Origin of the sequence: Micromonospora sp. RTP1Z1 (genome assembly GCF_033804685.1) — a bacterium.
In the GTDB taxonomy this organism is placed as follows: domain Bacteria; phylum Actinomycetota; class Actinomycetes; order Mycobacteriales; family Micromonosporaceae; genus Micromonospora.
In genome coordinates this window covers 13,766-38,863 of record NZ_JAPFQV010000009.1, presented here as the reverse complement: position 1 = coordinate 38,863, position 25,098 = coordinate 13,766, and the positions used below count along the sequence as shown (strand labels likewise).

The following is a 25,098-nucleotide window of genomic DNA, read 5'->3' as shown; positions in this document are numbered from 1 at the left end:
TCGCGACAGCGGCCCCCCACCGTTTGACTTTGTGCTTTAAAGTACTTTGCATGAACCCCGACGACGATCCGCCGCCGCTCGACGCCGCCAGCGCGATGCGGCTCATCCGGGAGCAACGGGCGGCCACCGCGCACAGCCTGGAACCCGACCCACGGCTGCACTACTGGCCCTGGGGAGTCGCCTGGCTGGTCGGCTTCGGGCTGTTCTTCCTGCGCTTCTCCCCCGACGGCCGGACCTTCGTCACCATGCCCGAGTGGCTTCCCCTGACCGCGCTCTTCGTGCTGCTCGGCGCCGCGTCGGTGGTCTTCACGGTGGGCAGCGCCCGCGCCTACCGGCAGGTCACCGGAGAATCGGCCCGGCGCGGCGGCTGGTACGGCGCCGCCTGGGGGCTGGGCTTCGTGAGCCTGTTCACGGTCGCCGGCCGAGTCTCCGACAGCCTCCCGCACGACCTGGCCGGGCTGCTCTGGTCCGCACTCGCCGTCGGGCTGACCGGCGCCCTGCACATGGCCGGCGGCGCGATCTGGCTCGACCGCACCCTCTTCCGGCTCGGCCTCTGGCTCACCACGATCAACATCGTGGGGGTGCTCGCCGGACCCGGCTGGCACGCCCTCGTGGTCGCCCTCGCCGGCGGCGGCGGGATGCTGGTCGCCGGCGAGCTGGCCCGGCTGCGCCGACGGAACCTCCCGTGAGAGAACTCGACCCGGTCATCCACGCCCAGGCCCGCCTGCGGGTCGTCGCCACACTGTCCACCCTGGGCGCGGGCGACCGGATCACCTTCCCCCGCCTACAGGAACTCCTCGGCATGACCGCCGGCAACCTCTCCGTCCACCTGCGCAAGTTGGAGGACGCCGGCTACCTCGAGATCGACAAGACGTACCGCGGACGCACCCCGACCACCCTGGTCCGCCTCAGCCGGCGCGGTCGCCTGGCGTTCGACGAGTACACCGAGAACATCCGCGCGCTGCTCCACCCCGACAGCAAGGAGACGTGATGATCCTCGCCCGCGCCGACCAGGTCAGCCGCCGGTACGGCGACGTGCTCGCCCTGGACCGGGTCGACCTGGAGGTCCGACCCGGAGAACTGGTCGGCCTTCTCGGCCCGAATGGCGCCGGCAAGAGCACCCTGATCAACCTGCTGGTCGGGCTGCGCCGGCCCACCGCCGGACGGGTGGAACTCCTCGGCGGCGACCCCCGCGACCCGAAAACCCGCCGGCAGCTCGGGGTCACCCCGCAGGAGACCGGCCTGCCCGGCACGCTCCGGGTCGGCGAGGTCGTCGACTTCGTCTCCGCGCACTTCCCCGATCCGGCGCCCCGGGGCGAACTGCTCGACCGGTTCGGCCTCACCGATCTGGTGCGGCGGCAGACCGGCGGCCTCTCCGGCGGCCAACGGCGCCGGCTCGCGGTCGCCCTCGCCTTCGTCGGCCGGCCCCGGCTGGTGGTCCTCGACGAGCCGACCACCGGGCTGGACGTCGAGGGGCGTCGCACCCTGTGGGAGGCGATCCGGTCCTTCCACGCCGACGGCGGCACCGTCCTGCTGAGCAGCCACTACCTGGAGGAGGTGGAGGCGCTGGCCCAGCGGGTCGTGGTGATCGGCCAGGGCCGGGTGCTCGCCGACGACAGCGTCGACGCGGTCCGGAGCTTCGTCGGGGTCCGCCGGGTCAGCCTGCTCGCCGACGACCTGCCGCCGCTGCCAGGCGTGGTGGCGACCGAGCACGTCGAGGGACGTACCCACCTGCTCACCACCGACGCCGACCAGCTGGTCCGCGACCTGGTCACCGCCGGGGTGGCGTTCCGCGAGCTGGAGGTGCGCCCCACCTCCCTGGAGGAGGCGTTCCTCGCCATCACCGCGGCCGCCGAGCCGGCCACCGCCCAGCCCACCCCCGTCTGAGGAGCCACCCGTGCCGCTCACCCTGGTCCACGCCCGCTACCAGTTGCTGACCATCATCCGGATTCCGGTGGCCGTGGTGGGCAGCGCGTTCTTCCCCGCCGCCGCGATGCTCTTCTTCGTGGTGCCGTTCGCCGGCGACGACCCCGCGGGGGCCACCTACGCCACCGCCGCGATGATCACCTTCGCGGTGCTGAGCGCCAACATCTTCCAGTACGGCGTCGGGGTCGCCGAGGACCGCGACCAGCCGTGGAACCCGTACACCCGGACCCTCCCCGCCGGACCGGGCCCCCGCCTGGCCGGGCGGATCCTGGCCGGCCTGGTGCTCACGTACGGGTCGATGCTGCCGGTTGTCGTAATCGCGGCGGTGGCCACGCCGGCCCGGGTCACCCCGGTCGAGTTCCTGCTGGGCGCGGTCGCCGTGGCCGTGGTGTCGGTGCCGTTCACGCTGATGGGCCTGGCCATCGGCTACTCGCTGCCGAGCAAGGCGGCGATCGTGGTCGCGCAGATCATCTTCTTCCCACTGGCCTTCGGCGGCGGCCTGCTCTCCTCGCCGAACGACGCGCCGGGCTTCATCAAGGCGATCGCCCCCTACCTGCCGACCAGGGGCGCGGTGGAACTGATGTGGGCGGCGACCAACGACTGGCGACTCAACCCGCTCTCCGTGGCGATGCTCGGCGTCTGGATCGTCGCGCTGGCGACGGTCGCCGTGTGGGCGTACCGGCGGGACGAGGGGCGCCGGTTCACCTGACGTTTTGTCCAAATCCGGCCCGGCGACCCTCGGGACGGTGCCACGATTCCGGCAGGGCGTGCGTCCGGGTACGCCCCCGTCGAGAGGGGTCAGCGTGAGCACCGTCGAGCCCGGCACGCCCTGCTGGGCCGACCTGGCCACCCCGGACCTGGCGGGCGCCAAGCGGTTCTACCCGCAGCTGTTCGGCTGGACCGGCCGGGTCTCCCCGGAACCGGAGGCGGGCGGATACACCGTCTTCCTCAAGGACGGCCGCACCGTCGCCGGCGCCGGACCGCCCGCAACCCCCGGCCAGGTGCCGATCTGGTCGACGTACGTGGCGACCGACGACGCCGACCTGGTCGCCACCCGGGTGGAGTCGGCCGGCGGGCAGGTGGTGGTCACCCCGTTCGACGTCTTCGACCAGGGCCGGATGGCGGTCCTCGCCGACCCGGCCGGCGCGGTGTTCAGCATCTGGCAGCCGATGGCGATGCCCGGCGCGGAGCTGTTCAACGTGCCGGGCGCGATGTGCTGGAACGAGCTGGTGACCCCCGACCCGGAGAGGGCGAAGGAGTTCTACGCGCTGGTCTTCGGCTGGCAGGCGGAGGAGCAGCCGATGGGGCCGATCACCTACACCGGCTGGCGCTGCGGGGCGCGGGTCGTCGCCGGCATGATGCCGCCGCTGGAGGAACTGCCGGCCGACCTGCCGGCCTACTGGTCGGTCTACTTCGCCGTCGAGGACGCCGACGCCACCGCCGCCCGCGCCGCCGAACTGGGCGGCACCATCCTCGTCCCACCCAGCGACAGCCCGGCCGGCCGCACCGCCGCCCTCCGCGACCCCTACGGCGCCCTCTTCTCCATAACCGCCCTCCCCTAACCGCAGGGGGTTATCGGGGGCGGATGGGGACTACCAGGGGGCCGTGGTCGCCGGGGATGACACGGACGTGGGCGCGGTAGTGGGTGGCGAGCAGGGGCTCGGTGAGGACTTCGTGGGGTGGGCCGGAGGCGGCGACCCGACCGTCGGCGAGCAGGATCATCCGGTCGGCGTACTCGCCGGCGATGGAGAGGTCGTGCATGGTGGCGAGCACGGTCAGGCCGTGCTCGCGGCGCAGCTGGTCGACCAACTCCAGCACCTCCTGCTGGTGGCCGATGTCCAGCGCACTGGTCGGCTCGTCGAGCAGCAGCAGGGTGGCGCCCTGAGCGAGGGCCCGGGCCAGGAAGACCCGCTGCCGCTCGCCGCCGGAGAGGGTGGCCAGCTCCCGGTGCCCGAACGCGCCGAGGTCAAGCCGGTCCAGCACCTCGTGCACGGCGGCCAGGTCGGCCGCCGACTCCCGCCCCAGCGGCGGGATGTACGGGGTCCGCCCGAGCAGCACGTAGTCGAGCACCGACATGCCGGCCGGCACCACCGGGGACTGGGCCACGGTGGCCACCACCCGGGCCCGGTCCCGGCGGCGGAGCGCCTGGATCGGCGCACCGAAGATCCAGATCGCGTCCGGCGCGGGCAGCAGGCCGCCGACGGCGCGCAGCAGGGTCGACTTGCCGGCGCCGTTCGGTCCGATCACGGTGACCCACTCGCCGGCCGCGACGCTCAGGTCGACGCCGGCCAGGATCGGCGCACCGCCGAGGCGGACGTGCAGGTCCCGCACCTCGACCGCGGGGGCGTCCGGCACGCCGCGGTCCGGCCGTGGCCGGGCGCTCATGTGAACACCCGGCGGGCGGTGCGCAGGACCAGGACGAAGAACGGGCCGCCGAGCAGGGCGGTGACCACGCCGATCGGGATCTCGGCGGGGGCGGCGGCGGTCCGGGCGACCACGTCGGTCAGCGCCAGGAACGCCCCGCCGAAGAGCATCGACAGCGGCAGGATCACCCGGTAGCTGGACCCGGCGAGCAGCCGCACGGTGTGCGGCACGATGATCCCGACGAAGCCGATCAGGCCGGAGGCGGAGACCGCGGCGGCCGTGCCGAGCGAGGCGGCGGCGATCAGCAGGTAGCGGGAACGCTGCGGGTGCAGGCCGAGGCTGGCCGCCTCGTCGTCGCCGACGGAGAGAACGTCGAGTTCCCGCCGGTGCAGCAGCACCACCACGGAGGTCAGCACGAAGTACGGCAGGACCAGCCGGACGTCGTGCCAGCCGGCGGTGGCCAGCCGGCCGAGCAGCCAGGAGTAGACCTGCTGGATGGTGTCGGAGTGGCGTTGCAGCAGGTACGTCTGCCCGGCAGCGAGGAACGCCGACACGGCCACCCCGGCGAGGATCAGCGTCGCGGGTGAGCGGTCCCGCCCGCCGGCCGCGCCGAGCAGGTACGTCATGGCGACCGCCCCGAGCGAGCCGACGAACGCGGCCAGGGGGATGGTGACCGGCATCCCGGTCAGCGCCCCGCCCGCGCCGGCGCCGAGCGCGATCACCGCGGTCACCGCGAGCCCGGCGCCGGCCGCAACGCCCAGCAGGTACGGGTCGGCCAGCGGGTTGCGGAACACCCCCTGGTAGCAGCCGCCGGCCAGGGCGAGGAGCGCGCCGACCAGCAGGCCGAGCACCACCCTGGGCAGCCGCAGCTCGGTGACGATGGCGATCTCGCGCTCGGTCAGCCCGCTGTTCAGGTGCACCCCCGGCAGCATGTTGAGCAGTTCGGCGGCGACGCTGCCGGGCGACAGACTGACCGGGCCGAGGGACACCCCGGCGACCAGGGCGACGAGCACGGCGACGACGCCGGCGGCCAGCCAGCGCTTGCGCAGCCCGGCCGGCCAGGACGCGTCGGGCGTCCCGGCCGGCCGGGGTTCGGTGGGTCGCACGGTCACCGATGGGTCACGCGCGCACCTTGGCGCTGGCGTCGACGATCGCCTTGAGCAGGTCGACGACGCGCGGGCCCCAGCGCGAGGCGACATCGTCGTCGAGGGCGACGATCTGGTTGTTCTTCACCGCGGTGACGCCGGCCCAGCCGCTGCGCGCCTTGACCGTGTCCGGGGTCTGCTTGCAGCACTTGGTGTCGGCCAGGAAGACGAAGTCCGGGTTGGCCTTGACGATGACCTCCTGGGAGAGCTGCGGGTAGCCGCCGTTCTTGCCGTCGGCGTCCGACGGGTCGGCGATGTTCTCCAGGCCGGCCAGCGCGTAGATCGAGCCGATGAAGGTCTTGCTGGTCGCGCTGTACAGCTCAGGGCCCAGCTCGTGGTAGTAGGTCAGCTTCTTCGCCCGCTGCGGCAGGTCCTTGGTCAGCGCGGCGATGTCGTCCTTCATCTTCCTGGTGACGTCGGTCGCCTCGGCGGGGTGGCCGGTGAGCGTGCCCAGGTCGGTGATCTGCTGGTAGCTGTCGTCGAGGGTGGTCGCCGCGGGGGTGAGCAGCACCGGGATTTTCAGCGTGGTGAGCTGGTCGACGATCTTGTTGGTGTCGTTGGAGAGCACCACCAGGTCGGGGCTCTTGCCGGCGATCGCCTCGGCGTTCGGCTGGAAGCCGGACAGGTCGCTCTTCGGCGCGTCGGCGGGGTAGTTCGACTGGTCATCGACGGCGGTGACCTGCTTGCCGGCGCCGATGGCGAAGAGCATCTCGGTCGCCGACGGCGAGAGCGAGACGATCTTCTCCGGGCGCTTCTCCAGGGTCAGCTTGCCGACGGTGACCGGGAAGGCGGCGGCCGCTGAACCGCCGCCGGCGGCGGGGGTGTCGGTCGAGGCCTTCTCGGCGCAGGCGCCGAGGGCCAGCGCGGCCACCGCGAGGGCCGCGGCGAAGATCCGGGGGGTACGTCTGGACATGGGTCCTCCTGTCGGTCGAGGAGCGTGGTGCTTCGCCGACAGGGACCGCTTTCGCGTGCCCGTCCGCGAGGCGCCCTTCCTCGAGAGCGCGTGTCGCGACCGCGCCGCAGGCGACCTGGCTCGTCCCCGCACACGTCGGCGTCGGCCGGAGCCGAGCCGTGCGGGGCATCACAGTTGCGGGACAGCGCCGGTTTCGCACCGGCTTCGCTGCGGGTTGGTCGGTGCCACGGTAGCGCACGAGCAGCGGAGATCGTCCGGACGGGAGGGGTGGGTGGGGCCCCAGCGGGGTGGAACCGGGGCCTCCTCGGGGTACGGGAGATCCCGTTGTCCGCACACTTCACCAGCAGTCACATGGTCATATCAACATTTGTCGTTGCCTTGAACCTCCCGACCGGATCCTCACGTCGGCAAAGATTTTCCATGCCTTGATGTCTTCCGAAACTTCCTGCCGCGCGAGATAGTGACCGACAAGGATGCCCGACCTCGCCTCACTCCGCGGAGTTCCCATGGTCAGACCAGCCCTGCGCGCGGTCGCCCTCGCCGGCGTCACCGCGCTCGCCCTGCTCGGCACCACCGCGCCCGTTTACGCCGACCACCACCTGCCGGCCGTCCAGCACGACGAGAACATCACCTTCCAGGAATGGTCGTCGCACCCCGACTGGCGTGCCGGCACCCACCAGGGGACGTACGCCATCCCCGGCCACCGCACCGGCATCACCATCGGCCAGCCGGCCGGCACCACCGAATTCACCGACGAGCACACCGGCGCCACCCGCACCTGGGAGTACGCCACCTGGACCTCCCCCCGACGGGAAATCGGCTTCGACGCCACCGAACTGGTCGCCTCGTGGAACGCCGAGACGCCCGCCGGCACCTGGCTCCAGGTCGAGCTGCAGGGGACGTACAACACCGACAGCCAGACCCCCTGGTACGTGATGGGTCGCTGGGCCTCCGGCGACCAGGACGTCAAGCGGGCCACCCTGGACGGTCAGGGCGACCCCTGGTCGAGCATCTGGACCGACACCTTCTCCATCGACGACGCGAAGGCCGGGGTGCTGCTGCGGTCGTACCAGCTGAAGCTCACCCTCTACCGCACGCCGGGCCAGACCGCCTCGCCCCGGGTCTGGATGCTCGGTGCGATGAGCTCGAACGTGCCGGACCGGTTCACCGTCACGCCGAGCAAGGGCGGGATCGCCTGGGGCACCGAACTGCCGGTGCCGCACTACTCGCAGAACATCCACACCGGGGAGTACCCCGAGTTCGATGGCGGTGGTGAGGCCTGGTGCTCGCCCACGTCCACCGCGATGGTGGTCGAGTACTGGGGCCGGAAGCCCACGGCCGAGGACACCGCCTGGGTCGACCCGAGCTACGCCGACCCCACCGTCGACCACGCCGCCCGGATGACCTACGACTACGAGTACGAGGGCGCGGGCAACTGGCCGTTCAACACCGCGTACGCGGCCAGCTTCCCGGGCCTGGACGCGCGGGTCACCCGGCTGCACTCGCTGGACGAGGTGGAGCGCTTCATCGCCGCCGGCATCCCGGTCGTCACCTCGCAGTCCTTCCTCTCCAGCGAGCTGGACGGGGCGAACTACGGCACCTCCGGACACCTCTTCGTGGTGGTCGGCTTCACCGCCGACGGTGACGTGATCGTCAACGACCCGGCCTCCTCCTCGGACGCCGAGGTGCGGAACGTCTACAAGCGGGACCAGTTCGAGCAGATCTGGCTGCGGACCAAGCGGCACCGGGCGAACGGCACGGTCGCCGGCGGCTCGGGCGGCATCGCGTACCTGATCAAGCCGGCCAACCGGCCGTGGCCCCACGTCCCCGGCTCCACCAACTGGTAGGACCCGACGGCGACGGGCCCGGCGCGATCGCGCCGGGCCCGTCGTTTTCCCGGTCTCAGCGCTGTACGGGCGTCCCGGCCAGCCGGTCGATCGCGGCCGCATGGCGGCGCCGGCGGAGGATCGTGGTGACCACGAGGACCACCCAGCCGACCGCGGCGAGCGCCGCGGCCACGGTGAACCCGGTGACCAGCAGCCAGGTCGACCCGCCCGCGGTGGCGAAGACGCCCTTGCGGGCCCCGGTGTCCCGGGCGTGAGCCGTGCCGCCCTGGGCCAGCCCGTCGGGCGCGTCGTAGAGGATGACGTGCTTGCGGGGCGCGCCGCCCTCGTCGGCCACGAAGTCGCCGTGCCAACTGCAGCTGCGGCGGCCGCACTGCTCGCTGACTGCGGTGAACGTGCCCGCCGCGCCGCCGCCGGACTTCGCCTGCCAGGCGGGGGCGAGGTCGGGCGCCGCGAAGGCGAGCCCCATGACGGCGATGACGGGGAGGCCGACCCAGAGGAAGAACTTCAGCCGCCAGTCGTTGATCTTCTCCAGCACGGTGGCGACCCTAGCGAAACCGGAGCCCTCGCGCTGCCCCGGTCGGGCGGCGGCTCAACGGTGCCGGTCGCCCGGCTCACTCTCGGCGGGTCCGTCGCCGGCGCCCTGGTCCTCGCCGGCCAGCGCCGAGCGAAGCCGCTCCTTCTCCCCGCGACGGCGCTCCGCCGCCTCGGCCATCTCGCCGGCCATCTCGTCGCGCCAGCCCTTGAGCAGGAAGAAGGAGAGCGCGGCGGAGAACACCAGCGCCAGCATCAGTCGTAGGAAAAGGTTCATGTCGACGAACCAGAGGGCCGCCAGCACGCCGACGAACAGCCCGATCCGGCCCAGCGTGTACTTGACCGCCGCGCTCACGTTCGCACTCCGTTCTCCGCCGCCCGGTTTCCCGGCGCGGAAGGTTCAGCCCGTCCGGCGGGCCAGCCAGTGGACGCCATGAAACCAGATCACCGCGTACGCCAGGGTGAAGACCGCCGCGGCGAGCGCGCCGGAGACCAGCGGCGGCAGCCCGGCGGCCAGTCCGGCCGCCAGCAGCCCGGCGAACACCCCGACCGCAGCGGCGACCAGCGCCGCGATCACCCGGGCCGCGCCGAACTCCCAGGCCCGGAAGTCGTCCCAGAAGAGCCAGAGCGGCAGGATCACCGCCAGCCAGCCGTTGGTATGACCGAACCCGCCGGCGCCCATCGAGGCGAACGCCCACTCGAAGAGCACCAGCGCCAGCACCCCGATCACCAGACCGGCGAGGCTCACCCCGAGCAGGTCACCCAGGGTGAGGATGCGCCCTTGGGAGTCCCGCCGGGGGAAGGCGCGCTGCTGCTGCTGCTCCGTCATCGGTCCGGGATCAGGCCCAGACCTGCTGCGGCTCGGCGCGCCGCTCGGCCAGCGACGGCGCCTTGTCGTACTCCCGCACCACGTTGTAGCGGGTGTCCCGCTCGACCGGCTGGAAACCAGCGTCCCAGATCAGGTGCAGCAGGTCGTCCCGGTGCATCGTGTTCGGGGTGCCGTACGAGTCGGCGTCGTGGGTGATCTTGTATTCCACGACCGAGCCGTCCAGGTCGTCCACGCCGAAGTTCAGCGACAGCTGGGCCACCGAGAGGCCGTGCATCACCCAGAAGTTCTTGAGGTGCGGGACGTTGTCGAAGAGCAGCCGGGAGACCGCGAAGGTCTTCAGCGACTCGGCCGGCGAGGCCATCGTGGTCCGGGCCTGGATCCGGTTACGGATCTTGCCGTCCGCGGAGTCGACGAAGTCGTGCTGGTAGCGCAGCGGGATGAAGACCGCGAAGCCGCCCGTCTCGTCCTGCAGCTCGCGCAGCCGCAGCACGTGGTCCACCCGGTGCCGGGGCTCCTCGATGTGGCCGTAGAGCATCGTCGCCGGGGTCTTCATGCCCTTCGAGTGGGCCAGCGCGTGGATCCGCGACCAGTCCTCCCAGTGGCAGGCGTGGTCGACGATGTGCTGCCGGACCTCCCAGTCGAAGATCTCCGCGCCGCCACCGGTCAGCGACTCCAGGCCGGCGTCCATCAGCTCGTCGAGGATCTCGTCGGCGCTCAGGCCGCTGATCTTCTCGAACCACTGCACCTCGGTGGCGGTGAAGCACTTGAGCTTGACGTTCGGCAGCGCCGCCTTCAGCTCGCGCAGCACCTTCGGGTAGTAGCGCCAGGGCAGGGTCGGGTGCAGGCCGTTGACGATGTGCAGCTCGGTGAGCTGCTCGTCCTCCATCTCCTTGGCCTTGCGGACCGCCTCGTCGATGCGCATCGTGTACGCGTCCTTCTCGCCCGGCTTGCGCTGGAAGGAGCAGTACGCGCAGGAGGCGGAGCAGACGTTGGTCAGGTTCAGGTGCCGGTTGACGTTGAACATCACCCGGTCGCCGTTCATCTCGGTGCGCTTGTGATGCGCCAGCCGGCCCAGCCAGGCCAGGTCGTCGCTGTCGTAGAGGGCGACCCCGTCCTCACGGGTCAGCCGCTCGCCCGCGTACACCTTCGCTTCGAGCTCGCGCTTGAGTCCGGCGTCCATCGAAAGCCACGTCCCTTCCACCTGCGGTCCCGGTCGAGCGTACGTCGGCCCTCCGACGAACCGGCGGGGCGGTCAACCCCAGCGACAAACTTCACCGGACTCTCCGCTCGTCGTCACCCTCCGCGCATCGACATCCCTGCCTCCGTGAGGTAAGACAGGGTGGGGCGGAACACACACTGGTACCGTCTCGGACCACCGCGCCCATCACGGCGCGGAACATGCCAGACCGGACGGGGAGCGGAATGGTCGACAGCGCAGAGGGCCGACGGCAACGACGCGGGAGTCCGGTCATCTCGCCGGTGCTGCGTCCGGCGCTCTGGTCCGCGCTGCTCGGCGCGGTGGCCGCCGCGGTGCTCGCCACCCCGGCCTGGGCCGAGCCACCGCTGCCCGACACCGTCCCCGACACCGGGTCCCGCCCGGTCGCCGTCGGCGGCCTCCGGCTGCCCAGCTCCGTGCCGGGCCTGCCCGGCTCCGTTCCGGGCGCGTTCGGCACGTCGCCCGGCCCGGCGACCGCCAACCCGGGCGACGGGCCGCTCATCGCGCAGATCAACGCGGCGGACGCGCTGGTCGGTCAACTCGGCGACGACCTGCTCCAGATCAAGGTGCAGCGGGACGAGGCACAGGCCCAGCTCGCCGTCGCCACCACCGATCTCCAACGGGCCCACAAGGCGCTCCTGCACGCCCAGGAGAGCGCCAAGGCCGCCGCCGCCGACGCGGTCAAGGCCGCCGCCGCGCTGCCACCGGGCGAGTTCGGCGCCGACCTGCACGACTTCAGCACGCTGCAGCGGATCACCCGCGGCGACAAGGCCGAGGGCGCGACCACCGCGGTCGCCGGCGAGGTGGCCCGGGCCACCGCCGCCGAGCAGATCGCCCTGGAGGCGCACGCCGCCGCCGAGGCGCGGGTCCGGGAGCGCGGCGCCTCGTACGCGACGGCCGAGGCGGCCCTGCACCGGCAGGAAGCCACGCTGCTGAAGCTTCGCAAGGACAACGCCGCGCAGCTGCTCGAGATCGAGAAGCGCGAGGACGCCGCCGAGCAGCAGATCGGCACGTCGTACGTCAGCAGCCAGAGCGTGAGCGGGCTGGTCGCCGACCCGCGGGCGCTGGCCGCCGTGCGGTACGCCCTGGCCCAGCTCGGCGACCCCTACCTCTGGGCGGCGGAGGGCCCGAACCGGTTCGACTGCTCCGGCCTGATGCTCGCCGCGTACCAGTCGGCCGGCTACCGCGACCTGCCCCGGGTCTCCCGGGACCAGTACTACGCCACCCGCTCCCGCACTGTGGACCCCACCGCCCTACTCCCCGGTGACCTGCTCTTCTTCGCCTCGGGCAGCAGCTGGCAGAGCATCCACCACGTCGCGATGTACATCGGCGGCGGCAAGATGGTCGAGGCGCCGCGGACGGGCGACGTCGTCAAGATCTCCATCGTCCGGTGGACCCGGCTCTACGCCGCGACCCGGGTCGTCGGCGCGGTGCCCGGCCCGGCAGTCCCGGTGCCGCTACCGACCCGGACGACCACCCCGCCGAAGCCGGGCACGACGCCGAAGCCGACCGCGACGCCGACGCCCAGCCGGACGGCCACTCCGAAGCCGACCCGGACGGCGACGCCGAAGCCCACGGCCACGAAGCCGAGCCCCAGCACCAGCCCGTCGACCTCGCCGTCGCCCAGCACGTCCCCCTCGCCGTCGCCGACGCCGAGCCCGTCCAGCTCGCCGTCCTCGTCGCCCAGCTCGGCGACGAGCACCGAGCCGATTCCGACCACGAACAGCGCCGCCCCCACCGGCGGCGCCTCGGAGGCCACCTCGGGCAGCCCGAGCGCCAGCAGCTGACCGCAACCGTCCGCTCCGGCTGTGCTGCCGGGCCGGAATGTGGCACGGTGAGATCCAGGCACTCCCGGTCCGCCCACCGCGGTCGGGTGCGAGCGTGGGCGTGGAGGGCAAGCATGGGCGAGCTAGAGGTTCCGGCGGGGACGGTCCATCCGGGATCCGTGCCCGACTCCACCGACCGGCCGGCCGATCCCGCTCCCGACCGGACCGCGACCGACCCGACGGACGACGGAGGCTCGGCGGGGACGACCCCCGGCGTGGCCCGCGGCCGGGTCAGCGTGGCCGGCACGGCCGCGCCGCCGGGCGCCGAACGGCCGGGCGCTCCGGCCACCGGCACCACGTACCGGGCGGGCAGCCCGGCTGAGGCGGCCCCTCCGTTGGACCGGCGTCAGCCCGGCGCCTCGGTCGCGCCGACCTCGACCTGGTCCGGCTTCGCGGCCGCCGGGGAGCCCGCCGACCCCGACCCGGACCGGTCGGCCGCCTCCCCGAAAGCCCTGGTCGACCCCGCGCCCGCCCCGACCGTCTCCGGATCCGCCCGGGCCGCCGCCCCACCCCCGCCGGAGGGCTCGACGCCGGGCCCGGTGGTACCGGAGCCGCGCGACGCGGCCGAGGTGGCCGAGGCGTCGCCCGCCCGGGCCAGCGCCTCCGTGCCGGGGCTGCGCCGGATCTCCGCCGACGAGGCGGGCGCCGCCGGCGCCGCGGTGGCGGCGAAAGCCGGCGGGACCAAGATCTACCGGGCGGGGCCGGTGAATCCCGAGCCGCCCGAGCCGGTGCAGCCGCCGGAGCCGGCCCTGCCCCCGGTGCCGCCCACCCCGGAACCCGAGCCGGCCCCCACGCCCGTACCGGGGCCGACCCCACCCTCCCCGGCGCCGCCCGTGCCGGAGCCGGAGCCCCCGTTCCCGACGCCACCGGTGCCCGCGCCGCCGCCGGCGCCCCGGCCGGTGCCCACGCCGCCGCCGACGCCCCGGCCGACGCCGCCAGGGCCGGTTCCCCCGCTCCCCGGGCCGCCGGTGCCGCCGCCCGCCCCGCCGATCCCCGCGCCACCGCCACCGCCGGGCCCGATGCCCGCCCCGCCGTTCCCGCCCCCGCCCGCCATGGCAATCCCGGCGGGCGGGCCGGTCTCCGCCCCGCTGGTGGTGCCGGCGCCCGCGCTGCCGAGTTGGCCACCGCCGACCAACCCCACCGACCACCGCACCGTGGCGTCCGGTCGCGGCCGGGTCCACCCGTACCCGACCAGCGCGCCGCCGGCTGCGGACCGCCCGGTCAGCGCGCTGCCCGCCGCCGGGCGCTCCGGCCTCCTCCCCTACCAGGGCGGCCCGGACCTGTCCGGCACGGCCTACGGCGGCACCGAGGGGCCGGGCTTCGCCACCGTGTCACTCCCGCGGGGCAACCCGCTGGAGAATTCCGGCTCGCTGACCGGGCACATCCTGGCCCAGGGCTGGGCCGAGGACGCCCCGGCGACCCGGTCCAGCAACACGAAGGTGGTGATCGTGCTGGCCGCCTCGCTGGGCCTGCTGATCGCGATCAGCCTGCTGGTGGTGTTCCTGGCCAACGACGCGCTGAGCGGGATGATCGGCAGGTGACGGGTCGGGCGGGAGCATGGTGAGCCCGCCCACTACGGCCTCGCGGCGAGGTGGCGGGTTCGGCATACCGCCGTACACTTATCCAGATCACTGACCCGGCGCGCCTGTTGCGCCCATGGGCGATCTTGCGGGCGATTCGGCGGCATTCAGCCGCAGCGGGCCATCGCGAAGATGCGCCCCGCTCGAAAGGCATTTCTTGACCACCTTCGCTGACCCCGGCATGTCCCCGTCCGCCCACGACGCCCCGGCTCAGGAGCACCCCGCCGACGCCGACACCCCCGACTTCGCCGCGCTGGGGCTGCCCCGGCAGCTGGTCGCCACGCTGACCCGCCAGGGCATCACCACCCCGTTCGAGATCCAGCGGGCCACCCTGCCGGACGCCCTCGCCGGCCACGACGTGCTCGGCCGGGGCCAGACCGGCTCCGGGAAGACCCTCGCCTTCGGTCTGCCGCTGATCTCCCGGCTCGCCGAGCGCAACCGGGCCCGGCCGCTGCACCCGCGCGGCCTCGTCCTGGTGCCCACCCGGGAACTGGCCATGCAGGTCAACGACGCGCTGATGCCGCTCGGCAAGGCCGTCGGCATCTTCGTCAAGACCGCCGTCGGCGGCGTGCCGTACGACCGGCAGATCGACGCGCTCCGCCGGGGCGTGGAGATCATCGTGGCCACCCCCGGGCGGCTCGGCGACCTGGTCGCGCGCGGCATCTGCAACCTGGACGACGTCGAGATCACCGTGCTCGACGAGGCCGACCAGATGGCCGACATGGGCTTCCTGCCGGAGGTCACCGAGCTGCTGATGAAGACGCCGGCGGACGGCCAGCGGCTGCTCTTCTCCGCCACTCTGGACCGTGACGTCGACTCGCTGGTCAAGCGGTTCATGACCAACCCGGTCACCCACTCGACCGCCCCGTCGACCGCGTCGGTGTCCACCATGGACCACCACCTGCTGCTGATCCCGCCGCACGACAAGTTCCCGGTGACAGCCTCGATCGCCGCCCGGGACGGCCGGACCATGGTGTTCGCCCGGACCCAGCTCGGCGTCGACCGGCTGGTCGAGCAGCTCGCCGCGGTGGGCGTACGCGCCGGTGGGCTGCACGGCGGCAAGACCCAGCGGATGCGCACCAAGACCCTGGCCGAGTTCCGCGAGGGCCGGGTGAACGTGCTGGTCGCCACCGACGTGGCGGCCCGCGGCATCCACGTCGACGGGGTCACGCTGGTGCTGCACGTCGACCCGCCGAAGGACCCGAAGGACTACCTGCACCGGGCGGGGCGTACCGCCCGGGCCGGCGAATCGGGCGCGGTGGCCACCCTGGTGCTGCCGAAGCAGCGCCGGACCACCCTGGCCATGATGGAGAAGGCCGGTGTCGCTCCGGCCGAGGCTCGGGTCCGGTCCGGCGACCCGGCCCTCGCGGAGCTGATCGGCGCGCGCGAGCCCAGCGGGGTGCCGGTCCGCGAGGAGCCGCAGGAGCGCGGCCGCTACGGCGACCGCGCGTCCGGCCCGCGCCGCTCCGGCGACCGGGACGGCCGGCGCTTCGGCGACCGGGGCGACCAGCGCTTCGGCCGCCCGTCGGGCGAACGACGCTTCGGCGACCGGCCGACCGGCGAACGACGCTTCGAGGACCGGCCGACCGGCGAGCGACGTTTCGGCGACCGGGATCCCCGGGGCGAGCGCACGTTCGGCGAGCGGGGCGGCGACTTCCGCTCGGCGGACCGCCAGGGCGGGTTCCGTTCCGAGGGGCGGCCGCGCGACGACCGGCCGCGCGACGACCGGCCGCGCGACGACCGGCGGGGCTTCGGCGGGCGACCGCCGGCGCGTACCCACTGATCTGACGTCCGGACGCCGCCGTGGAGCACCCGCTCCGCGGCGGCGTTTCCGCATCCCGTGCCGGTGCCCGCGCCGTGGCGTAACGTCCGGTTCATGCCCACCATGCCGAAGTCGCTCTTCTGGGCCAGGACGGACACCGCCGGGGCCGAGTACGTCGGGTTCGACGACCGTCAGGGGCTGGCCGCGCGGGGCACCGCGCTGGCGGTGGACCCGATCCCGTACACCTGCCGGTACCAGCTGACGATCGGCCCGGACTGGGCGGCCACCCGGCTGGAGGCGGAGGCCGAGGGGGCGGGCTGGTCGCGGAGCGTACGGCTGGAGCGGGCCGGGGACGGCTGGCGGGTGCGGGCCGGCGAGGAGGGTGACCTGGACGCGGCGTTGCGCGCGGCCGGGCACGCCCCGGCCGGGCTGCCGGGCACGGACGACCCGGACCGGCTGGCCGACGCGCTCGACATCGACCTGGGCGGCTCTCCGCTCTTCAACACCCTGCCGCTGCGCCGCCTCAACCTGCGCCGGGCGCCCGCGGACATGGCGCGACGGGTGACCGTCGCCTGGGTGCTCGTGCCGAGCCTGGTGGTGGTCTCCGCCGAGCAGGTCTACACGTCGCTCGGGCCCGGCCGGGTGCGCTTCGCCAGCGACACCTTCACCGCCGACCTGGACGTCGACGCGGACGGCTTCGTGGTGCGCTACCCGGGCCTGGCCGAACGGATCGACCCACGCTGAGCCGGGTCAGGCCGGCCAGGCGCCGGTGGCCAGGAAGCGGTCGATGGTGGCCAGGTGCGGGGTGAGGTCGAGCCCCTGCCGGGCAACCCAGTCGTCGGCGTAGTACGTGTCGGCGTAGCGGTCGCCGGCGTCGCAGATGAGGGTGACCACGGAGCCGGTGCGCCCCGCCGCCAGCATCTCGGCGATCAGCCCGAACGCGCCCCACAGGTTGGTGCCGGTCGAGCCGCCGACCAGACGGCCAAGCACCGTCGAGCCGGCCCGCATGGCGGCCAGCGACGCGGCGTCCGGCACCTGGACCATCCGGTCCACCACCGAGGGCAGGAAGGACGCCTCGACGGACGGCCGCCCGATGCCCTCGATGCGGGAGCCGCGGTCGGTCCGCACCGACCAGTCGGCGGCCTGCCAGGCCGGGTAGAAGGCGGAGTTCTCCGGATCGACCACGCACAGCTTGGTGGGCAGCCGCCGGTAGCGGGCGTACCGGCCGATGGTGGCGCTGGTGCCCCCGGTACCGGCGCCCACCACCACCCAGACCGGTACGGGATGCCGCTCCAACGCGAGCTGCGCGTAGATGGACTCGGCGATGTTGTTGTTGCCCCGCCAGTCGGTGGCCCGCTCGGCGTAGGTGAACTGGTCCATGAAGTGGCCGCCGGAGTCCTCGGCGAGCCAGCGCGCCTCGATCACCACCTTCGCCGGGTCCTGGACCAGGTGGCAGCGCCCGCCATGGAACTCGATCTGGGCGATCTTCTCCGGCGAGGTGGAGGCGGGCATGACCGCGATGAACGGCAGCCCCAGCATCCGGGCGAAGTACGCCTCGGAGACGGCGGTCGAGCCGGAGGAGGCCTCGACGATGGTGGTGTCCGGGCCGATCCAGCCGTTACAGAGCCCGTAGAGGAAGAGCGACCGGGCCAGCCGGTGCTTCAGCGAGCCGGTGGGGTGCACCGACTCGTCCTTCAGGTAGAGGTCGACGCCCCACTCCCGGGGCAGCGGGAAGGGCAGCAGGTGGGTGTCGGCGGACCGGTTGGCGTCGGCCTCGACCGTGGCGATCGCCTCGGTCAGCCATGTCCTGCCTGCCTCGTCGCACCGGTCCAGATGTGTCACGTCGGCAAGGTTACAAGCGAGGTCAGCTCGGGTCCGGCCCGGCCCGGCGGCGCTGCCGGCGCTGTCCGGCCCGGCCGGCGGCCCGGACCACCGGCGTCAGCGCGAGCGCCAGCCGGGGCAGCGCGTCGAGGAGCCGTACCTGGGCGCCGCGCCAGCGCGGCAGGCTGACCACCGGCCGCGGCCGGCGGGCCAGCCGCGCGGCCCGCGCGGCCACCCGCTCCGGCGTCAGCATCGACCCGGTGAAGGACGCCAGCGCGCCGGGGTCGTCGAGCCGGTCGTGCAGCATCGGCGTCCAGATCCCGTCTGGGCATAGACACGACACGTGTACGCCCCGGAGCCCGGCCATCCGCAGGTCGGCCAGGGTGCCCAGGCTGAACGCGAGCAGGGCGTGCTTGCTGGCGGCGTAGACCGTCTCGCCGGGGGCGGCGATCAGCCCGGCGAGGGAGACGATGTTGAGCACGTGCCCGTGCCCCTGAGCCCGCATGATCTCCAGCGCGGCGAGGGTGCCGGTCATCGCTCCGAGCGCGTTCACCTCGGTCACGCGCCGGCGGGTCGCCGCGTCGTGCGTCCAGGACGGCCCGGTGACCAGGATTCCGGCGTTGTTCACCCAGAGCCCCAGCCCGGCGGGCACCGCCTGCGCCGCTTCGGCGGCGACCGCGGCGCAGGCCACCTCGTCCCGCACGTCGAGCGACCGGGACCAGCCACCGAGCGGTTTCGCGGCGGCGGCCGCCGCGTCGGCGTCCAGGTCGGTCAGGAGCACGGTCCAACCGTCGGCGTGCAGCGCGGCGGCGATCGCCCGGCCCAGACCGCCGGCCGCCCCAGTCACCACGGCCGCTCCGGTCCCCGCGGCCGCTCCGGGCTCTGGCGTCGTCACCGGCGCACCGTATCGCCGGACTCCCGCCGGCGCCAGAGCCGCTGCCCAGCGCTCCGGTCGTCGCGGACGTTGCCTGGTGGGCGATACGCGATCCCGACGGCGGGCGCGGCGGGCCCGACCTGATACCCGGGGGCACGGGCAGCCTCGGGGCCGGGGCCGGACCCCGCCGGTGCGGGCGGGTCAGGGGGCGGCGGCAGGCTCGATCGGCCGGGGACGGTTCTCCCACTTGGTCGACAGGGCGATCCCCGTGCGGGTGGACGCCACGCCCGGGGTGCGGTTCAGCCGGACGATCAACTGCTCCAGCTCGGCGATCGTGCCCACCCGCGCCTTCAGCAGGAACGACTCGACGCCGGCCATGAAATAGCAGGACTCGATCTCCGGCAGCTGCCGGAACGCCTCAAGCACGTCGTCGGTGTCCCCGCCGGAGTCCTCGACGATGCCGATCAACGCGGTCACGCCGAGTCCGATCGCCTCCGGCTCCACCTCGGCCCGGTACGCCCGGATGACCCCGCTGGACTCCAGCTTGCCGACCCGCTCGTGCACCGCCGGGGCGGAGAGGCCCACCTGGCGGGCCAGCTCGGCGTACGACAGCCGGGCGTTGCCGCGCAGCAGCTCAACAAGGTTCAGGTCGATCGCGTCCACGGAGAGTGACCCTATCCGTTCGGGCGTAACGCTCGACGCTCGGCATCAGTTGAACGTGACAACATGTACCCATTCACAAACTGATGGTCATGGGAGTTCTCTGCCGGTACCATTTACTAACTTCTCAAGCCGTGCGTTTTTCGCGTTTTGGCGGACAGGCCAGGTCGCTGGTGCTGTAATTGCCATACGTCCCTCATGACGGCTCTGGGCTCGCACCGGCCGGGGGCAGTGTGTTCAGCCGGGGGCTTCGTCGACGCGAGGAGGGGGCTGTGGACACTGGAGATCGCCTGCTGACACCGGGTGAGGTCGCCGCGCTGTTTCGGGTTGACCCGAAGACTGTGACGAGATGGGCGGCGGCCGGCCGGATAGGCAGCATCCGGACTCCAGGCGGGCATCGCCGGTTTCGGGAATCCGAGGTGCGGGCCCTGCTTGAGGGGGAGGGCATGCTGGACGAGGCGGAGGACATGGGCAAGCCACGCAACATGGGTCCGACCGCTTCGACCGGCCCCGGACCGGCCAACGCCGGCATGTACTGACTGCGGATCGGCACGCGGACCGGCCGTCAGGTCCGGTCCGCGTCCCGTTGGGCCGCGGCCAGCTCGCCCGCCCAGCGTCGGAAGAGCGTGTGCGGTACGCCGAGCGCGTCCAGCACCTTGCCGGCCACGAAGTCGACCAACTGCTGCGCGGAGGCGGACGCGCCCGCACCGTAGAACCCCGGACTGGCCGGCAGCACGACCGCCCCGGCGTCGTGCAACGCGATGAGGTGCTCCAGGTGGCTGCGGGTCACCGGCGTCTCCCGCGGCACCACCACCACCGGCCGCCGCTCCTTCAGGTTGACCTCGGCCGCCCGCTGCAGCAGGTCCTTGGAGAGCCCGATCGCGATGCCCGCGCAGGCCGCCGTGCTCGCCGGCACGACCGCCATGCCGCGTACCCGGTAGGAGCCGCTGCTCGGCCCGGCCGCCAGGTCGCCCGCCGGCCAGTGCCGCACGTCCGCGCCGGTCAGCTCGCGGCCCAACCAGGCGGTCAGGTCGTCGGCCCAGTGCCCGTCCCGGAAGGGCCGGCCGGTCTCGTCGAGGATGGTCAGCCGGGCGGCCCGGGAGACGATCAGGTCCACCGCCTCACCGGCGTCTAGCAGGCCCCGGACGACGGCCGCCGCGTACGGCGTGCCGGAGGCACCGGAGACGCCGACCACCCATGGTTCACGCATGCGACAAGCCTGCCTGGTCGGGGACGGGGGCGGGCGGGCACCCCCGCCGTACCGGTCCGGAGCGTCCCCCTTGTCCCGGGACCGCCACCGTTGTCCCGACGGGCCACGGCCGTCGGGGCGACCTGCCATGCTTCCGTCGGCGATCCACCGCCAGGGAGGGATCGGGATGACGGAGGCGGTGCTCTGGTCGCTGCGGTCCGACTGTCCGCTCGCGCCCCGGATCTCCCCGCACGCCGACCGCACGCAGCGGTGGCTGCTCGACCAGCTCGTCCGCCTCGACCTGCCGCTGGACGCGGCGGCTCTGGACCGGCTGGGCCGGGCGGGCTTCGCCCGGTACGCCGGCCGGCTCTACCCGGACGCCACCGAGTCGGACCTGCGTGTGCTGACCGCCCTGTTCACCTGGTTCTTCCTGGTCGACGACGCGTGTGACCGGCCGGACCGGCTGACGCCGCCGCAGATCCGCGCGCTGCGGGACGGGGTGCTCGCCCTGCTGTACGAGGGGCCACGGGCTCGCCATTCCGGCTTTTCGGGTCCGCTGCGGCGGCTGCTCGTGCAGGCGTGGCGGGAGCCTCGACGGCGGATGCCGGCCCGCTGGCGGCTGCGCTTCGCCGACGCGGTCGCCCACCACCTGGACGGAGCCTGGCGGGAGGCCGTCGCCAAGTCCACCGGCCGGGCCCCCGGGGTCGAGGAGTACGTGAAGCTGCGCCGGGCCACCTCGGCGGCGTACGTGTCGTACCCGCTGATCGAGTTCGCGACCGGCCGGCCGCTGCCCGACGCGGTCTACCACCATCCCGCGCTGCGCCGGGTCGCCGAGCTCGGCAACGACCTGCTCTCCTGGTTCAACGACCTGGCATCGCTGGAGCAGGACCGGGCCGACGCCGGTGGCCACAACCTGGTGCTGGCGATGGCGACCGAGCACGGGGTGTCGGTGGCGACCGCGGTGGGGCTGGTGGCCGAGCGCTGGCGGGCGGGGATGGCCCGGTTCGTGGTGCTGCGCGCCGCGGTGCCGTCGTTCGGTCCGACGCTGGACGAGGCGGTCACCGCCCACCTCGACGGGGTCGCCCACGCGGTGCGCGGCACGGTGGACTGGACGCTGGAGAGCGGCCGCTACCCGGTCGCCCCCGAGTCCTGAGCCGGCGGCTCAGGGTCGCAGGTCGAGGCGGACCACCAGGTCGAGCAGGGCGAAGACGAAGAGCACGATGCCGACGAAGCCGTTCGCGGTGAAGAACGCCCGGTTGACCTTGCTGAGGTCGGTAGGGCTGACCACCAGGTGCTGGTAGCCGAAGGCGACGGCGGTGAACGCCAGCCCGATCCACCACAGCCAGCCGAAGCCGACCAGCGCCCCGAACCAGATGAAGAGCGCGAAGGTCACCACGTGCGCGACGGTGGAGGCGTGCAGCGCGAAGCGCAGCCCGTAGCGCGCCGGCACGCTGTGCACCCCGATCTCGCGGTCGACGTCGGCGTCCTGGCAGGCGTAGATCAGGTCGAAGCCGCCGATCCAGAGGCCGACGGCCGCGCCGAGCAAACAGGCCGGCCAGGAGCCGGCGAGGGTGCCGGTGACCGCGAGCCAGGCGCCGACCGGGCCGACCGCCTGGGCGATGGCGAGGATGGCGTGCGGCCAGTTGGTGAACCGCTTGCCGTACGGGTAGACGACCAGCGGGATCACCGCGAGCGGGGCGAGCACTAGGCAGAGCGGGTTGAGCAGGGCGGCGGCGGCGAGGAAGACCACCAATGCGACGGCCGCGCCGGTCCAGGCCGTCCGCACGCTCACCGCCCCGGTGACCAGCTCCCGCCGGGCGGTACGCGGGTTCCGCGCGTCGATCCGCCGGTCCAGGATCCGGTTGGCGGCCATCGCGAAGGTCCGCGCGCCGACCATCGCCACGGTGATCAGCAACAGGTCCAGCCAGCGCACCCGCCCGCCGTCGACCTGCATCGCGGTCAGCGCCGACAGGTACGCGAAGGGCAGCGCGAAGACGGAGTGCTCGATCGCGACCAGCTTGAGGAAGGACTTCACCCGGCCCGGCCGTTCGGCCGGCGCGTCCAGAACGGCCATCAGATCCCGTACTCCTTCCAGCGCTTGTCGACCAGGGCGGTGACCTCCGGCGACATGGTCATCTCCTCGGGCCAGCCCCGGGTGTAGCCCTCGGTGGGCAGCTTGCGGGTCGCGTCCACGCCCACCTTGCCGCCCCAGAACTGCTGGTACGACGCGTGGTCGAGGTGGTCCACCGGCCCCTCGGTGAGGAGCAGGTCGCGGGCGTAGTCGACGTTGCCGAAGGCGCGGAAGGCGACCTCGTTGTAGTCGTGCACGTCGCAGTCCTCGTCGACGATCACGATCAGCTTGGTCAGCGACATCAGGTGGGCGCCCCAGATCGCGTTCATCACCTTCTGCGCGTGCTTGGGGTAGCGCTTGCGGATCGACACGATCGCGCAGTTGTGGAAGACGCCGGCGGCGGGCAGGTCGTAGTCGATGATGTCCGGGATCAGCAGCTTGAGTAGCGGCTGGAAGATCCGCTCGGTGGCCTTGCCCAGGCCGTGGTCCTCCTGCGGCGGCTTGGAGGTGACGATCGAGTGGTAGACCGGGTCGCGCTGCATGGTCATCGCCTCGATGTGCAGCACCGGGAACGGCTCGACCGGGGTGTAGAAGCCGGTGTGGTCGCCGAACGGCCCCTCGGGCAGCCGCTCGCCGGGCTCCAGGTACCCCTCCAGCACGATCTGGGCGTGCGCCGGCACCTGCAACGGCACGGTGAGGCAGTCGACCATCTCGACCCGCTCGCCGCGCAGGAACCCGGCGAACAGGTACTCGTCGATGTCGCCGGGCAGCGGTGCGGAGGCGGCGTACGAGACCACCGGATCGCAGCCGATCGCCACCGCGACGGGGAGCCGCTGGCCGAGCCGCTCGGCGACCGCGTGGTGGGCGGTGGAGTCCTTGTGGATCTGCCAGTGCATGCCGAGGGTGTTCCGGCCGTGCTGCTGCAGCCGGTAGAGGCCGAGGTTGCGCTTGCCGGTCTCCGGGTGCTTGGTGTGGGTGAGCCCGTAGTTGTGGAAGATCCCGCCGTCGTCGGGCCAGACCTGGAGGCCGGGCAGCCGGTTCAGGTCGACGTCGTCTCCCCGGTAGACCACCTGCTGGCAGGGCGCGGTCTTCACCTTGCGCGGGGGCACCGACTTGAGCTGCATGACCTTGCCGAGGCCCTCGCGGATGCCGGACCAGCCGACCGGCAGCTCCGGCTTGATCAGCGCACCGATCCGCTCGCCGATCTCGTCGAGGGAGTCGACGCCGAGTGCCATCGCCATCCGCTTCTCGGTGCCGAACAGGTTGATCGCGACCGGCATCTCGCCCCGGGTGGGCCGCTCGAAGAGCAGCGCCGGACCGCCGGCCCGGACGGTCCGGGTGACCACCTCGCTGATCTCCAGGGTGGGGTCGACCGGGACGCTGACCCGCCGCAGCTCGCCCGCGCGCTCCAGCGCCGCGAGGAAGTCCTTGAGATCGGTGTACGGGAAGCCACGAGCCGCCATGTCAGCCAGTCTCCCGCACCGGCCTCCCGGTCGCCCAAGCCGGGTGGTGTGACGCGGCCGATGCCGCCGTCGGCCGGCATGGCCGGGCCACCGCCGGGTAGTCGAGCCGTCCGGCGATGGAGGAGGCGGCGATGGGCAACGGGCAGCTCCCGACGGGGTTTGCCGAGCAGCGGGCACGGGTCGGCGAGGTCACCCTCAACTACGTACGGGGCGGCAGCGGTCCCCCGCTGGTGCTGCTGCACGGCTATCCGCAGTGCCGGCACATGTGGCGGCACTTGCTGCCCGAGCTGGGGCGGTCGTTCGAGGTGGTGGCGCCGGACCTGCGCGGCTTCGGCGAAAGTGACGCCCCGGCCGGCGGGTACGACAAGAAGAGCGTCGCCGCCGACCTGCACGGGCTGCTCACCGGGCTCGGCCTGACCGGCGACATCCGGCTGGTCGGGCACGACCTGGGCACCATGGTCGCGTACGCCTACGCCGCCGCCCATCCCGGCGCGGTGTCCCGGCTGGTGCTCACCGAGGCGCCCATCCCGGACGAGAGCATCTACGCGTTCCCGGCCCTGACGGCCGCCGGCCCGGCGGTGTGGAACTTCGGCTTCTTCAACCTCACCAACGGCCTGCCGGAGCAGCTGATCACGGGCCGGGAGACGCTCTGGGTGGACCGCTTCAGCGACTCGATCATGGTGAACAAGGGCAGCATCGGCCCGGACGACATCGAGGAGTACGCCCGGCACCTGCGCGACCCGGATCATCTGCGGGCCAGCTTCGACTGGTTCCGGGCGTTCGGGCAGGACGTGGCGGACAATGCGGCGTACCGGTCGACGAAGCTGCCGATGCCGGTCCTCGCCGTCGGCGCCCGGGCCAGCCTCGGCGAACAGGTAGCCGAGCAGGTCCGCCGGTACGCCGACACGGTCACCGGCGAGGTGGTCGAGAACTGCGGCCACTGGCTCTTCGAGGAGCGGCCGGTCGAGCTGACCGCCCTGCTGCTGCCCTTCCTGCGCGGCTGACGCCTCAACCCGCCGGCTGCCAGGCGTACGCGGCGAGGGGCGGGTCGAGCGGACGACCTGCGGGCGGTCGCCTCGGC

The 25,098-nt window shown here is 73.2% G+C and carries 26 protein-coding genes and 1 riboswitch; of the genes, 13 read left to right on the top strand and 13 right to left on the bottom strand.

Going from position 1 to position 25,098, the window contains the following annotated elements; all coding sequences use genetic code 11:
* Positions 1–50: 50 nt before the first annotated feature.
* From SLP03_RS07065 to SLP03_RS07045, 5 genes are all read left to right on the top strand, one after another.
* Positions 51–689: a transporter gene (locus tag SLP03_RS07065; RefSeq protein WP_319459710.1), complete on the top strand. Its 639-nt coding sequence runs from the start codon at positions 51–53 to the stop codon at positions 687–689.
* Positions 686–991, top strand: coding sequence for a transcriptional regulator (locus SLP03_RS07060; RefSeq protein ID WP_319459709.1), 306 nt, complete (start codon positions 686–688; stop codon positions 989–991). Before SLP03_RS07065 ends, SLP03_RS07060 begins: the two co-directional genes overlap by 4 nt.
* Positions 991–1,887 carry an ABC transporter ATP-binding protein gene (locus SLP03_RS07055; RefSeq protein WP_319459708.1) on the top strand — a complete coding sequence of 299 codons (897 nt, stop codon included), beginning with the start codon at positions 991–993 and terminating at the stop codon, positions 1,885–1,887. The genes SLP03_RS07060 and SLP03_RS07055 overlap by 1 nt, the downstream gene beginning before the upstream one ends.
* 10 nt (positions 1,888–1,897) lie before the next feature.
* The gene (locus tag SLP03_RS07050; protein ID WP_319459707.1) at positions 1,898–2,635 is read left to right on the top strand and encodes an ABC transporter permease; all 738 of its coding nucleotides are present in this window, start codon (positions 1,898–1,900) and stop codon (positions 2,633–2,635) included.
* 94 nt (positions 2,636–2,729) lie between these two features.
* Entirely contained in the window at positions 2,730–3,488 is a 759-nt protein-coding gene (locus tag SLP03_RS07045) for a VOC family protein (protein WP_319459706.1), read from the top strand.
* 10 nt (positions 3,489–3,498) lie between these two features.
* Here SLP03_RS07045 and SLP03_RS07040 read toward each other — a convergent pair whose 3' ends face one another.
* The 3 genes from SLP03_RS07040 to SLP03_RS07030 are packed head-to-tail and all read right to left on the bottom strand — an operon-like array spanning position 3,499 to position 6,348.
* A complete protein-coding gene (locus tag SLP03_RS07040; protein WP_319459705.1) occupies positions 3,499–4,311 on the bottom strand; it encodes an ABC transporter ATP-binding protein in 813 nt (270 codons plus the stop codon).
* A complete protein-coding gene (locus SLP03_RS07035; RefSeq protein WP_319459704.1) occupies positions 4,308–5,402 on the bottom strand; it encodes an iron ABC transporter permease in 1,095 nt (364 codons plus the stop codon). Before SLP03_RS07035 ends, SLP03_RS07040 begins: the two co-directional genes overlap by 4 nt.
* Before the next feature lie 7 nt (positions 5,403–5,409).
* Complete coding sequence (locus SLP03_RS07030) at positions 5,410–6,348, bottom strand: ABC transporter substrate-binding protein (protein WP_319459703.1); 939 nt, start codon at positions 6,346–6,348, stop codon at positions 5,410–5,412.
* Between the two features lie 114 nt (positions 6,349–6,462).
* A riboswitch (cobalamin riboswitch) is annotated at positions 6,463–6,551 on the bottom strand.
* A 303-nt stretch (positions 6,552–6,854) separates the two neighbouring features.
* Here SLP03_RS07030 and SLP03_RS07025 point away from each other — a divergent pair.
* A complete protein-coding gene (locus SLP03_RS07025; RefSeq protein ID WP_319459702.1) occupies positions 6,855–8,195 on the top strand; it encodes a C39 family peptidase in 1,341 nt (446 codons plus the stop codon).
* Positions 8,196–8,250: 55 nt separating this feature from the next.
* On the opposite strand, the gene SLP03_RS07020 is transcribed toward SLP03_RS07025, so the two are convergent.
* From SLP03_RS07020 to mqnE, 4 genes are read right to left on the bottom strand one after another with little or no spacing between them, the layout of a single operon-like run.
* Positions 8,251–8,730 (bottom strand): hypothetical protein, encoded by a 480-nt coding sequence (locus SLP03_RS07020; protein ID WP_319459701.1) that lies wholly within the window; start codon positions 8,728–8,730, stop codon positions 8,251–8,253.
* A gap of 54 nt (positions 8,731–8,784) precedes the next feature.
* Positions 8,785–9,081: a DUF4229 domain-containing protein gene (locus SLP03_RS07015; protein WP_319459700.1), complete on the bottom strand. Its 297-nt coding sequence runs from the start codon at positions 9,079–9,081 to the stop codon at positions 8,785–8,787.
* 45 nt (positions 9,082–9,126) lie between these two features.
* The gene (locus SLP03_RS07010) at positions 9,127–9,555 is read right to left on the bottom strand and encodes a hypothetical protein (protein ID WP_319459699.1); all 429 of its coding nucleotides are present in this window, start codon (positions 9,553–9,555) and stop codon (positions 9,127–9,129) included.
* Positions 9,556–9,565: 10 nt separating this feature from the next.
* A complete protein-coding gene (mqnE, locus tag SLP03_RS07005) occupies positions 9,566–10,735 on the bottom strand; it encodes an aminofutalosine synthase MqnE (protein ID WP_319459698.1) in 1,170 nt (389 codons plus the stop codon).
* Positions 10,736–10,977: 242 nt separating this feature from the next.
* Here mqnE and SLP03_RS07000 point away from each other — a divergent pair, with 242 nt between their 5' ends.
* The 4 genes from SLP03_RS07000 to SLP03_RS06985 all read left to right on the top strand — a co-directional run bounded on the left by SLP03_RS07000 (position 10,978) and on the right by SLP03_RS06985 (position 16,683).
* Positions 10,978–12,558, top strand: a complete 1,581-nt coding sequence (locus tag SLP03_RS07000) for a C40 family peptidase (protein ID WP_319459697.1) — start codon at positions 10,978–10,980, stop codon at positions 12,556–12,558.
* 158 nt (positions 12,559–12,716) lie between these two features.
* Complete coding sequence (locus tag SLP03_RS06995; RefSeq protein WP_319459696.1) at positions 12,717–14,138, top strand: hypothetical protein; 1,422 nt, start codon at positions 12,717–12,719, stop codon at positions 14,136–14,138.
* Positions 14,139–14,334: 196 nt separating this feature from the next.
* Positions 14,335–15,960, top strand: coding sequence for a DEAD/DEAH box helicase (locus tag SLP03_RS06990; RefSeq protein ID WP_413644483.1), 1,626 nt, complete (start codon positions 14,335–14,337; stop codon positions 15,958–15,960).
* Between the two features lie 102 nt (positions 15,961–16,062).
* A complete protein-coding gene (locus SLP03_RS06985; protein ID WP_319459794.1) occupies positions 16,063–16,683 on the top strand; it encodes a putative glycolipid-binding domain-containing protein in 621 nt (206 codons plus the stop codon).
* A 6-nt stretch (positions 16,684–16,689) separates the two neighbouring features.
* Here the strand turns inward: SLP03_RS06985 and SLP03_RS06980 are convergent, their stop codons facing one another.
* The 3 genes from SLP03_RS06980 to SLP03_RS06970 form a co-directional block, all read right to left on the bottom strand.
* Positions 16,690–17,781: a PLP-dependent cysteine synthase family protein gene (locus SLP03_RS06980; RefSeq protein WP_319459695.1), complete on the bottom strand. Its 1,092-nt coding sequence runs from the start codon at positions 17,779–17,781 to the stop codon at positions 16,690–16,692.
* A gap of 22 nt (positions 17,782–17,803) precedes the next feature.
* Positions 17,804–18,655 (bottom strand): SDR family oxidoreductase, encoded by an 852-nt coding sequence (locus tag SLP03_RS06975; RefSeq protein WP_319459694.1) that lies wholly within the window; start codon positions 18,653–18,655, stop codon positions 17,804–17,806.
* Between the two features lie 180 nt (positions 18,656–18,835).
* Positions 18,836–19,297 (bottom strand): Lrp/AsnC family transcriptional regulator, encoded by a 462-nt coding sequence (locus tag SLP03_RS06970; protein ID WP_319459693.1) that lies wholly within the window; start codon positions 19,295–19,297, stop codon positions 18,836–18,838.
* 269 nt (positions 19,298–19,566) lie between these two features.
* On the opposite strand from SLP03_RS06970, the gene SLP03_RS06965 reads away from it, so the two are divergent.
* Entirely contained in the window at positions 19,567–19,833 is a 267-nt protein-coding gene (locus tag SLP03_RS06965; protein ID WP_130330775.1) for a BldC family transcriptional regulator, read from the top strand.
* Positions 19,834–19,859: 26 nt separating this feature from the next.
* On the opposite strand, the gene SLP03_RS06960 is transcribed toward SLP03_RS06965, so the two are convergent.
* Positions 19,860–20,504: a UbiX family flavin prenyltransferase gene (locus SLP03_RS06960; RefSeq protein ID WP_319459692.1), complete on the bottom strand. Its 645-nt coding sequence runs from the start codon at positions 20,502–20,504 to the stop codon at positions 19,860–19,862.
* A gap of 166 nt (positions 20,505–20,670) precedes the next feature.
* On the opposite strand from SLP03_RS06960, the gene SLP03_RS06955 reads away from it, so the two are divergent.
* Complete coding sequence (locus tag SLP03_RS06955; protein ID WP_319459691.1) at positions 20,671–21,636, top strand: terpene synthase family protein; 966 nt, start codon at positions 20,671–20,673, stop codon at positions 21,634–21,636.
* A gap of 9 nt (positions 21,637–21,645) precedes the next feature.
* Here SLP03_RS06955 and mqnP read toward each other — a convergent pair whose 3' ends face one another.
* A complete protein-coding gene (gene mqnP / locus SLP03_RS06950) occupies positions 21,646–22,557 on the bottom strand; it encodes a menaquinone biosynthesis prenyltransferase MqnP (protein ID WP_319459690.1) in 912 nt (303 codons plus the stop codon).
* On the bottom strand, positions 22,557–24,017 hold the full coding sequence (locus SLP03_RS06945; protein WP_319459689.1) for a menaquinone biosynthesis decarboxylase: 1,461 nt from the start codon (positions 24,015–24,017) through the stop codon (positions 22,557–22,559). The genes mqnP and SLP03_RS06945 overlap by 1 nt, the downstream gene beginning before the upstream one ends.
* Before the next feature lie 131 nt (positions 24,018–24,148).
* Here SLP03_RS06945 and SLP03_RS06940 point away from each other — a divergent pair, with 131 nt between their 5' ends.
* Positions 24,149–25,021, top strand: coding sequence for an alpha/beta hydrolase (locus SLP03_RS06940; RefSeq protein WP_319459688.1), 873 nt, complete (start codon positions 24,149–24,151; stop codon positions 25,019–25,021).
* The last annotated feature ends 77 nt before the right edge of the window (positions 25,022–25,098 follow it).

What these genes read in the sequence shown, in the direction of transcription:
- SLP03_RS07065 (WP_319459710.1), top strand. Translation starts at nt 51, where the DNA reads ATGAACCCCGACGACGATCCGCCGCCGCTCGACGCCGCCAGCGCGATG.
- SLP03_RS07055 (WP_319459708.1), top strand. Translation starts at nt 991, where the DNA reads ATGATCCTCGCCCGCGCCGACCAGGTCAGCCGCCGGTACGGCGACGTG.
- SLP03_RS07040 (WP_319459705.1), bottom strand. Translation starts at nt 4,311, where the DNA reads ATGAGCGCCCGGCCACGGCCGGACCGCGGCGTGCCGGACGCCCCCGCG.
- SLP03_RS07030 (WP_319459703.1), bottom strand. Translation starts at nt 6,348, where the DNA reads ATGTCCAGACGTACCCCCCGGATCTTCGCCGCGGCCCTCGCGGTGGCC.
- SLP03_RS07025 (WP_319459702.1), top strand. Translation starts at nt 6,855, where the DNA reads ATGGTCAGACCAGCCCTGCGCGCGGTCGCCCTCGCCGGCGTCACCGCG.
- SLP03_RS07010 (WP_319459699.1), bottom strand. Translation starts at nt 9,555, where the DNA reads ATGACGGAGCAGCAGCAGCAGCGCGCCTTCCCCCGGCGGGACTCCCAA.
- mqnE (WP_319459698.1), bottom strand. Translation starts at nt 10,735, where the DNA reads ATGGACGCCGGACTCAAGCGCGAGCTCGAAGCGAAGGTGTACGCGGGC.
- SLP03_RS07000 (WP_319459697.1), top strand. Translation starts at nt 10,978, where the DNA reads ATGGTCGACAGCGCAGAGGGCCGACGGCAACGACGCGGGAGTCCGGTC.
- SLP03_RS06985 (WP_319459794.1), top strand. Translation starts at nt 16,063, where the DNA reads ATGCCGAAGTCGCTCTTCTGGGCCAGGACGGACACCGCCGGGGCCGAG.
- SLP03_RS06960 (WP_319459692.1), bottom strand. Translation starts at nt 20,504, where the DNA reads ATGCGTGAACCATGGGTGGTCGGCGTCTCCGGTGCCTCCGGCACGCCG.
- SLP03_RS06955 (WP_319459691.1), top strand. Translation starts at nt 20,671, where the DNA reads ATGACGGAGGCGGTGCTCTGGTCGCTGCGGTCCGACTGTCCGCTCGCG.
- mqnP (WP_319459690.1), bottom strand. Translation starts at nt 22,557, where the DNA reads ATGGCCGTTCTGGACGCGCCGGCCGAACGGCCGGGCCGGGTGAAGTCC.
- SLP03_RS06945 (WP_319459689.1), bottom strand. Translation starts at nt 24,017, where the DNA reads ATGGCGGCTCGTGGCTTCCCGTACACCGATCTCAAGGACTTCCTCGCG.
- SLP03_RS06940 (WP_319459688.1), top strand. Translation starts at nt 24,149, where the DNA reads ATGGGCAACGGGCAGCTCCCGACGGGGTTTGCCGAGCAGCGGGCACGG.